Source organism: Paenibacillus sp. 1001270B_150601_E10, from assembly GCF_015558675.1.
Classification (GTDB): domain Bacteria; phylum Bacillota; class Bacilli; order Paenibacillales; family Paenibacillaceae; genus Paenibacillus_B.
The window spans coordinates 40321-49726 of sequence record NZ_JADMOL010000022.1; the positions used below are offsets into that span (position 1 = coordinate 40321).

Here is a 9406-nt window from a genome sequence, read left to right on the forward strand (position 1 = left end):
CAGCTTTTTTGCTATTTCCGGCTATATCCCGAGCAACCTGTCCAGAAAGACCAGCATTCGTCAGCACAGCCGAAACCAGTAGTTCATGAATTGACAAACGTCAATGGTTCTCGGTCCATGCCTTCTATTTTTGTCGTCGCGAAAGAAAGTTGCGACAACATCCCCCTAATAATCGTATCCTTCAAGGGTTTTTGAAGACGATTAGCGTTTATTGACCTTCGAAATTGTGACAAAGCTTCCTGATAAGAAGTGGAAAGCAACTATGTTTGTCCCTTGCCAGTAGCCGATTCGCCCCTCTCCTGACATAACCTCAATACCTGTCGGAAAGTTTTTTTACAGACTAACGATATTCTGACAAACCTTTCCTATTCGTGCTCCTATAATAAGAGGCACAAGAAACTGAGAATAGGTGGTGCTTGGTCAATGAGCAAGGTAATTCCGTTTCCGAAACAAATGTGGAATGAAGATAAGGAGGAACGTGGAATGGACAAAGGGGCTAAGAAATGGAGATACGAACGCTTTAAGCAGTTGATCGGAACGCGTAAGTGGACCATTTTGTTCATGTGCGTAGGCTTCTTATTGGGACGAGCCGTCATTCTGCAGGACTTGTTCCCGTTCGCCTCCGCATTCTTTGCGGTCATGTACTTCACAAGACGGGACCTCGCGGTTTGGATTGGAACTTCGCTCTTGGCAGGCAGCTTATTTGCAGCAGAGCCTACAACCTTAATGATTGCGATGCAGCTTCTCATCATTATTCTGATGCATCGGGGACTTCAAGCTTATGAGAAGAGCGAGATTAACTTCGCTCCCTTTATGGTCTTCTTTGCGAATCTAGCTGTTCATCTATTTACTACTTTTATGAGCAGCAATCTTGGTTGGTATCCGATCCTAATGGACGTAACAGATGCAGTTCTTGGCCTAGTGCTGACATTAGTCTTTGTACAAGCATTGCCGGTTCTTACTCTTCATAAACGCAACTATACGCTCAAATCAGAGGAGCTTGTCTGCTTGTTCATCTTGCTCGCATGCATGATGACAGGAGCAGTGGGGTGGATGGTTCAAGGCATGCAAGTGGATCATGTGCTGTCGCGCTACATGGTGATGCTCTTTGCCATTGTAGGCGGAGCTCCGCTTGGGGCCGCCGTTGGGGTCATTCTTGGCCTTATCCTGAGCCTTGCTGAGCCCCATTCCATGCTTCAGCTAAGCCTCCTTGCCTTCGCAGGGCTGCTTGCAGGACTGATGAAGGAAGGCAAGCGATGGGCTGTTGCCTTTGGCATGCTGCTTGGTACAGCGATTCTATCGGTCTACTTGGGGCCCGTTGAGCAGGTGCTGGCATCCACATGGGAAACCATCGCAGCCGCCGTGTTATTTATACTGACGCCGCGGGTCATTATGGACACGCTAGCCAAATATATTCCGGGCACGAACGAACATGTGAAGTCACAACATGATTATGCGAGAAGAGTTCGAGATATGACTGCCGACCGCGTCAAGCAGTTCTCGGAGCTGTTCCGTCAGCTGTCTGCAAGCTTCGGACAGATGGCGGGAGCGGGCGAGCTAAGGCGAAAGGAGGAAGACTACAACGGAATCATTGGAGCCGTATGCGAGAAGACATGCGGCAGCTGCGCCAAGCAGCATGCGTGCTGGAGCAGCCGTTATTTGCAAACGGTCACTTGGATGAATGAAATGATGGAGGCTGTGGAGGAGCATCCTGATTTTAAGGAAAAGCAAATTTCAAAGAAATGGAAGGATTCCTGCACTAAGACGCCGCAGGTGCTTGCGGCCATGAAGGAACAGCTGGATCGATATCATCAGGATTTGAATTGGCGCAAGCAAATCTATGACAGCCGCACCTTTGTTTCCGAGCAGCTTGCCGGTGTTTCAAAGGTTATGGATGATCTTGTGAAAGAAATTAATCGGGAAGGGAGACAAATGTTCCTGCAAGAGGAGCAAATTCGCCAAGCGATCGAGGAGCTTGGACTATCTGTTAATCGAGTTGAGGTGATTTCACTAGAGAAAGGACATGTGGAAATTGAACTCGTGCACTCCTTTACCGAAGGATATGACGAATGCCGTAAGCTTATTGCCCCATTACTGTCGGATATCTTAGGCGAGCAAATATCGGTCAGAGAGGAGAACCGGTCGGAGGAGCACGGTGGACAAGGCATGGTTACGTTTGTATCGGCAAAGTCTTTCGAGGTGCAAGTCGGAATGGCGTGGGCCGCCAAAGGAGGAGATGTCCTATCGGGGGACAGTTATCATGCACAGGAGCTTGCAGGGGGAAAGTATGCCATTGCTTTAAGCGATGGGATGGGAAACGGAGAAAGAGCCAGTATGGAAAGCCGAACGGCGCTTACACTGCTTTCGCAGCTCCTTCAATCTGGGATGGATGAGAAGCTCGCTATACAATCGGTGAACTCTCTCCTGATGGTGCGGTCGCCTGATGAAGTATACGCGACAGTTGACCTGGCGATTGTAGATCTGTATACCGCCAAGACGACCATGATGAAGAGCGGATCGACGCCAAGTTTTATAAAAAGCGGCAGGGAGGTGCGGCCTATTGCGGTAGGTAATTTACCGCTCGGCATTATTCAAGACATTGATGTGGAATCCATTCATATGAATATGAAGCCTGGAGACCTGCTTATTATGATGACAGATGGTGTATATGACGCGCCAGGTCCAGCCGTTAATAAAGATCTATGGCTGAAGCGTCTAATTGGGGAGTTAGACACGGATGATCCGCAGGAGATTGCCGATCTTCTGCTGGATACGGTCATACGACAGGCACAGGGGAGAATTGAGGATGATATGTCTGTCATTGTGACCCGTTTGGATCGTCATATGCCGGAATGGTCTACGCTGAACTGGGCATCAAGGGAGCATGCGGAGCGTCCACTGACCGTAAGCTGAATTCGCAGGAGTCTATCGATTAAACCCTCTCAAATCAGGGAATGCTAGAACTAGATTCTAGGTTCATGATGAAGGAGGGTTCTTTTTATGTTAAAGCAAATCTTACTTATTACGGATGGATGCTCCAATGTGGGGATTCAACCGGCAGCAGCTGCTGCGGAGGCGTACGCCGCGGGAATCATGGTCAATGTTGTAGGCATTATAGACGAAGGCACGATAGGACAGTATGGACAGGCCGAGATCGAGGATATTGCGAGAATGGGAGGCGGAATGAGCCGAATCGTCAACGCAAGGGAGCTGTCCTACACGATTCAGATGATGACCAGGAAGACGGTCATGGACACGATTCACCTAGCAGTGAATCGAGAGTTAAAGCATATTTTACAGCAAGAGTTGGAGGAGGATGCTTCACGTTCAAATGAATACTCCTTAGCAGACCTACCGCCTGCAAAACGTGGAGAAGTTGTACAGGTGATGGATCAGATGAGCGAGGAGATGGATCTTCGGGTAGCTCTGCTCATTGATGCTTCTGCAAGCATGAAGCCCAAGCTTGCAGCGGTGGAGGAGGCCATCCGCGATCTTATGCTTAGTCTAAAAGCAAGAAGGGGAGGAAGTGAATTATCGGTATTTCACTTCCCAGGCTCCCATGAAGGAGAGCCGGCCGTGCTTGATATGGACTGGGCAACCGATATGGATCGTGTGAAGAAGCTGTTCCATCGCATGCAAATGCGTGGAACAACTCCTACGGGACCAGCTTTGCTTCACGTGGTAGACTATTATCAGTATAATAGTAGGAATGATTTGGAGAAATTGAGCGAGGATTCCTCGATAGCATATAAAGAAACGGGAACAGGCGGGGTGTGGAGTGACTACATCGTATAAGCGGCCTCCAAGCCGCAAGCAGGACAAGAAGAGACGATCGGTCGGGCTGATGCCAGGAGATCGTGTGATTGGAAAATGGAATAGCCACATTTACCGAATTGTTCGCTTGCTGGGTCAGGGCGCTAACGGTGTTGTATTTCTGGTGCATCAGGAGAGAGGTTCTGCTCCGAGACTTGGCAAGCATCAGGAGGCCTATGCGCTAAAGATCGGATACGAGACACTTGAGCTCCAATCCGAGATTAACGCGTTGCAGGCGCTTGAGGCGTTAAAGCCTGCCAAGGATGCAGGGAGGCCTGTCAGTATAAGCAGCCGCTATCTAATTGAGGCAGATGATGCGGACATCGAAGGTAAACAGCTACCTTTCTATGTCATGAAGTACTTGCCGGGCAAGACACTATCCAAGTTTATTCTGAAGAACGGCAATGATTGGATGGGGATTATCGGGGAGAAGCTGCTGCAGCGGCTTCTTCACTTGCACCAACATCATGTTGTCTTTGGTGACTTGAAGCCTGATAATGTTATGATTGGCACATATGGCGAGGTAAACTTGATTGACTATGGCGGTTTGACGAAGGAAGGGGACAGTATTCGTCAATTTACCGAATGGTATGACCGCGGATATTGGAATGCGGGAACACGAAAAGCCGACTACTGCTATGATTTATTCGCTTATGCAGTTATGGTTATTCATCTATTAAGCAAAGGATTGTTGCATAAAAAAGTAGCAAGCACGCTCCCGCAGCTTCGGGAGCCTGGGCATCTGTTAAAGGTAGCGGCAGAATGCAAGGCATTAAATCCGTATCAGCCATGGCTTCGCCGGGCGATCTATCAGAACTTCAGCTCCACAGAAGAAGCACTTAAAGAATGGAAGCAGCTAAGCAGCCGAATCGTTCGAACGGGCGCTTCTCCTTCCAGACCTACCCCGCGCTGGCTTCGTTGGTCCTTCATTGCATCCGCGTTATTGCTAATCATAAGTCTCATCTATATGTTCTTTGGTTCAAATGTTGAATTAGGTATATGATAGAATGAGTAATTTTTATAGATACGGGTTAAATAAACTAGGAGGACGAGGCATGTTACCACACGAAGAAACAAACAGAGATTACGCTTGGGAGCAATGGGTACTCGACGTAAAGAGGCAGACAGGCTGTCATCAGCTTATTACGGATGATTCTCCCATTGTCATTGCAGTCTCTGGAGGTCCTGACTCCATGCTGCTTATGCATTGGCTCTCTTCGCTAAAGCAGTTGACAGACAGTCCCTCTAGTCTCGTCGTGGCGCATGTTCACCATGGATTCCGCATGGAGGAATCAAAGCAGGAGGCCGCGCTGGTTCAACAAGCTGCGGAAAGGCTAGGCTTGCCCTTTGAAATGATTCAGGTTGACTCTCCTGGCTATGCCGAAGAGCAACGAATGAATGCGCAGGCCGCCGCAAGAAAGCTTCGATATTCGTTCTTAAAGGATATAGCGAAGAAATACAATAGTCATACGATTGCACTTGCCCATCATGCCGACGATCAAGCGGAGACTGTGCTCATGCATATGCTTAGGGGAGCGGGAAGCAGTGGGCTCCGTGGCATATCGTGGCTGAGGGAAGAAGAGGGGATTCGCTATATTCGCCCTTTTCTTCAATTAAGAAAGCAAGAACTTGTAGCGTGGTGCCATACACATGGCATACCTTACGCAACGGACAGCAGCAATGAGAAGAGAGGGTATTTGCGCAATCGAATTAGACTCGATATCATGCCGATAATGGAGCAAGAGAACCCTCGCCTTACGGAAGCACTTGGTCAGCTGGCGGAGATGATGGGCGCAGAAGATGACTGGCTTCAAGAGGAGACTGAGGTATTGTTTGCCAAGCACGTGCATGCCTTTGGCATCAAAGGAATGACTCCATCTACAGAAAGGTCAGCCAACCTAACGCTGCTAAAGACTTTTACCTCGCAATATCAAGCTGGCTTTTTGATAGGGCGTGACTTGTTCTTATCGGTACATGTTGCTTTACAACGCAGATTGATTAAACTAATATTAAATTATCTCTTTCTGGAAGCAGGGCAAGCGGACTTTTCGACGATTGAACGCCTGCGTCTTAAGATACAAGACAACAAGACAACATGGCGTGAAGTGGTTGGCAATGATGTGATTGCCGTTAGAGAATACGATCATGTTGCTTGGCTGCTAAAGGAGAGAGAAGGAGCAGAGCCCGCGTCAGTTCATTTTGAAATCGAGCGAGGGAGCGGAGAAATGTTCTACTCCAGTTATCCAAGCAAGATTATATGGAATGAAGTGGCGATGAATCAGGCTGATTCCGTCATGATGACAGGTCACCTTGATGCAGTGTTCGATGCGGATGCGATTCAGTGGCCGATGAGGATTCGAACGAGAGAACATGGAGATCGGATGCGAGTGCAAGGATTAAATGGCAGCAAAAAGGTGCAAGATATGTTCGTTGATGCCAAAATCCCGCCTTCTCTTCGCGATATCATGCCTATTCTTGTTGACGCTAGCGGACAGATTGTATGGCTGCCTGGCGTAAGACGATCCGACATCGCCCTTATCGGACCGGCTACTCGCTCAGTCGTACATATCAGATTGGAGCCCGGTTCCTTATCTTAACTCATGGATAACGGGGCAGGGTTATGGATCTGCAGCATTTTTACACATAGGCATTATTCATAAGCTTAATCAGTATTTATTCTAGGAGGTCCCATCATTGCATAACGACATTGAGAAAGTAGTTTTTACAGAGGAACAGATTGCGGCCCGTGTGAAGGAGTTGGGTGAGGAGCTTAGCAGAGATTACGCAGAAAAAAAACCGCTTGTTATTTGTGTATTGAAAGGCGCGTTTATCTTCATGGCGGATCTTGTGAAGCGTATGAATGTACCTGTTGAGCTGGATTTCATGGCGGTATCAAGCTATGGAGCTTCAACCAAGTCTTCTGGTGTGGTCCGCATTATCAAGGATCTTGATGTATCAGTTGAAGGCAGAGACGTATTGATTGTAGAAGATATTATTGATACAGGTCTCACCTTAAGCTATCTGATCGAGGTTCTTCAAGGTCGCAAGGCAAGCGACGTAAAAGTTGTGACCTTGTTTGATAAACCTGCGCGCCGTACAACGGACATGGAAGCAAATTATAAAGGCTTCGTGCTTCCTGATGAGTTCATTGTAGGTTATGGGCTGGACTACGCAGAGCAATATCGCAATCTCCCATATATTGGGGTGCTTAAGCCAGAGATTTATACAGATGCTAAATAGTACGTATAATTACCATTTGTAAGCCGATGAAGTTGAGTTGGTAATACGTGCTATGATACAATATTTTCGTGTCTTTGAGAGGAGGTAGGGGATGAATCGGTTCATCAAGAATTCTGGTTTTTATCTGATTCTTTTTTTAGTTGTGGTTGGGATTGTCCAATTCATCGGAAGCGGCAATGAAGCCACAGATACCCCAAGATATGACCAGTTTCGTAAAGAGCTCGCAGCCAACAATATTGATACCATCAAGATGCAATACGAAGGCCGAGCCTATTTAGTGGTGGGTAAATATAAGGATAAGCCGACTGATGCTAAATCTCTTGACTTCGTAACGTATATTCCGGATACAAGTCCGGCTGTTCAAGAGGTCATGGATGCAAGCAAGTCGAATCCTGGTTTAAAGTTTACTATGGATAAGATGAAGGAGCAGAGCCTTTGGCTTACGCTATTGACTTCCTTTGTTCCATTCATTATTATGTTCATCCTGTTCTTCTTCTTCTTTAATCAAGCGCAAGGTGGCGGCGGTAAGGTCATGAACTTCGGCAAGAGCCGTGCCCGTTTGTATAATGAAGAGAAGAAACGTGTCACATTTGAAGATGTGGCAGGCGCAGATGAAGAGAAGCAAGAGCTTGTTGAGATCGTAGAGTTCTTAAAAGATCCTCGCAAGTTTGCAGCACTCGGTGCGCGCATTCCGAAGGGTGTATTGCTAAGTGGTCCTCCGGGAACAGGTAAGACGCTTCTTGCACGTGCCGTTGCAGGTGAGGCCGGCGTACCATTCTTCAGCATTTCCGGTTCGGACTTTGTTGAGATGTTTGTCGGTGTCGGTGCTTCCCGTGTTCGTGACTTGTTTGAGAATGCGAAGAAGAACGCACCTTGTATTATCTTTATTGATGAGATCGATGCTGTCGGTCGTCAGCGCGGTGCCGGTTTAGGCGGCGGGCATGACGAGCGCGAGCAGACACTCAACCAATTGCTCGTTGAGATGGATGGCTTTGGTGCGAATGAAGGCATTATCATTATCGCTGCAACGAACCGTCCAGATATCCTTGACCCAGCGCTCCTTCGTCCAGGCCGCTTTGACCGTCAAATTACGGTGGATCGTCCAGACGTTAAGGGCCGCGAATCGGTGCTTAAGGTTCATGCTCGCAACAAGCCGCTTAATAAAGATGTTAAGCTGGGTACGATTGCGAAGCGTACGACTGGTTTTACCGGTGCAGATTTAGAGAACTTGTTGAACGAAGCAGCACTTCTTGCTGCTCGTAAAAATCATAAAGACATCACGATGCAAGATGTGGATGAAGCGATCGACCGCGTTATCGTCGGTACAGAAAAGCGAAGCCGCATGATCAGTGATCGTGAGAAGCGTATCGTTGCCTATCACGAAGCTGGACATACCATTATCGGCTACTTCCTGGAGCACGCGGATACTGTTCATAAAGTAACCATCGTTCCTCGTGGCCGCGCTGGCGGTTATGTTATTATGCTTCCGAAAGAAGATCGTATGATCGTGACGAAGCAAGAGCTTCTGGACAAAGTAACAGGACTCCTGGGTGGTCGCGTAGCTGAGGAAATTTTCATCGGAGAAATTGGTACCGGTGCTTATAGCGACTTCCAGCAGGCGACACGCATTGTGCGCAGCATGATTATGGAGTACGGTATGAGCGAGAAGCTTGGACCGCTTCAATTCGGTGCTCGACAAGGCGAAGTGTTCTTGGGTCGTGACCTTGGTCATGAACAGAATTACTCCGATGCGATCGCTTATGAGATTGATCAAGAGATGCAAAGCATCATCAATGAATGCTATGATCGTGCTCGCGAACTGCTGACGAAGCATATGAGCGAAGTGCATCTGATCGCGAATACCTTGCTTGAAAAGGAAACGCTCGAGCTTGAACAGATCAAGCAATTGATCGATACAGGTAAGATCAAGGAGGACGCTTCTTCTGATGAGGCGAAGTCCGAGACTCGCGGCGGTGAGACACAAACGGTGGATCACACAGGAGATGTAAAAGTGAATCTGGTAAGCAAGCCAGAGAAGCTTGGACCATCTGCTTGGGATTCCAACGATAAGCCGGCAGAGCAGGCGAAAGAGGAGCCATCCTCTGAAGATCGTCCTGCTGAGCCAGCTCAAGTCGAGGAGAAGGCAGAGACGAAGCTTGAGAATGGCGAAGCTGTTCAAAAGCCAACTTCAACCGACGAGGATAAGAAGGATCAATAAGAGAATTGTTCTCTTGTATATATGGAGGAGCGCACAGTGTGCACTCTAGACCTTTATCAAAGAAACCCCTGTCTTTTTAGTGAAGTGCACCCCATAGAATAGACATTGGAAAAACCTCTGGTTATTCCGATGAAT

6 protein-coding genes are annotated in these 9406 nt (G+C 47.9%); all 6 read left to right on the top strand.

Annotated elements, in window-relative coordinates; translation table 11 throughout:
• Nucleotides 1-423 precede the first annotated feature (423 nt).
• The 6 genes from spoIIE to ftsH all read left to right on the top strand — a co-directional run bounded on the left by spoIIE (nt 424) and on the right by ftsH (nt 9271).
• A complete protein-coding gene (gene spoIIE, locus I2H74_RS24210) occupies nt 424-2913 on the top strand; it encodes a stage II sporulation protein E (RefSeq protein WP_195576850.1) in 2490 nt (829 codons plus the stop codon).
• 87 nt (nt 2914-3000) lie between these two features.
• Nucleotides 3001-3795, top strand: a complete 795-nt coding sequence (locus I2H74_RS24215; protein ID WP_195576852.1) for a vWA domain-containing protein — start codon at nt 3001-3003, stop codon at nt 3793-3795.
• Complete coding sequence (locus I2H74_RS24220) at nt 3779-4816, top strand: protein kinase domain-containing protein (RefSeq protein WP_195576854.1); 1038 nt, start codon at nt 3779-3781, stop codon at nt 4814-4816. Before I2H74_RS24215 ends, I2H74_RS24220 begins: the two co-directional genes overlap by 17 nt.
• A gap of 52 nt (nt 4817-4868) precedes the next feature.
• The gene (gene tilS / locus I2H74_RS24225; protein ID WP_195576859.1) at nt 4869-6410 is read left to right on the top strand and encodes a tRNA lysidine(34) synthetase TilS; all 1542 of its coding nucleotides are present in this window, start codon (nt 4869-4871) and stop codon (nt 6408-6410) included.
• Between the two features lie 97 nt (nt 6411-6507).
• A complete protein-coding gene (gene hpt, locus I2H74_RS24230) occupies nt 6508-7053 on the top strand; it encodes a hypoxanthine phosphoribosyltransferase (RefSeq protein WP_195576860.1) in 546 nt (181 codons plus the stop codon).
• Between the two features lie 91 nt (nt 7054-7144).
• The gene (ftsH, locus tag I2H74_RS24235; RefSeq protein WP_195576861.1) at nt 7145-9271 is read left to right on the top strand and encodes an ATP-dependent zinc metalloprotease FtsH; all 2127 of its coding nucleotides are present in this window, start codon (nt 7145-7147) and stop codon (nt 9269-9271) included.
• The last annotated feature ends 135 nt before the right edge of the window (nt 9272-9406 follow it).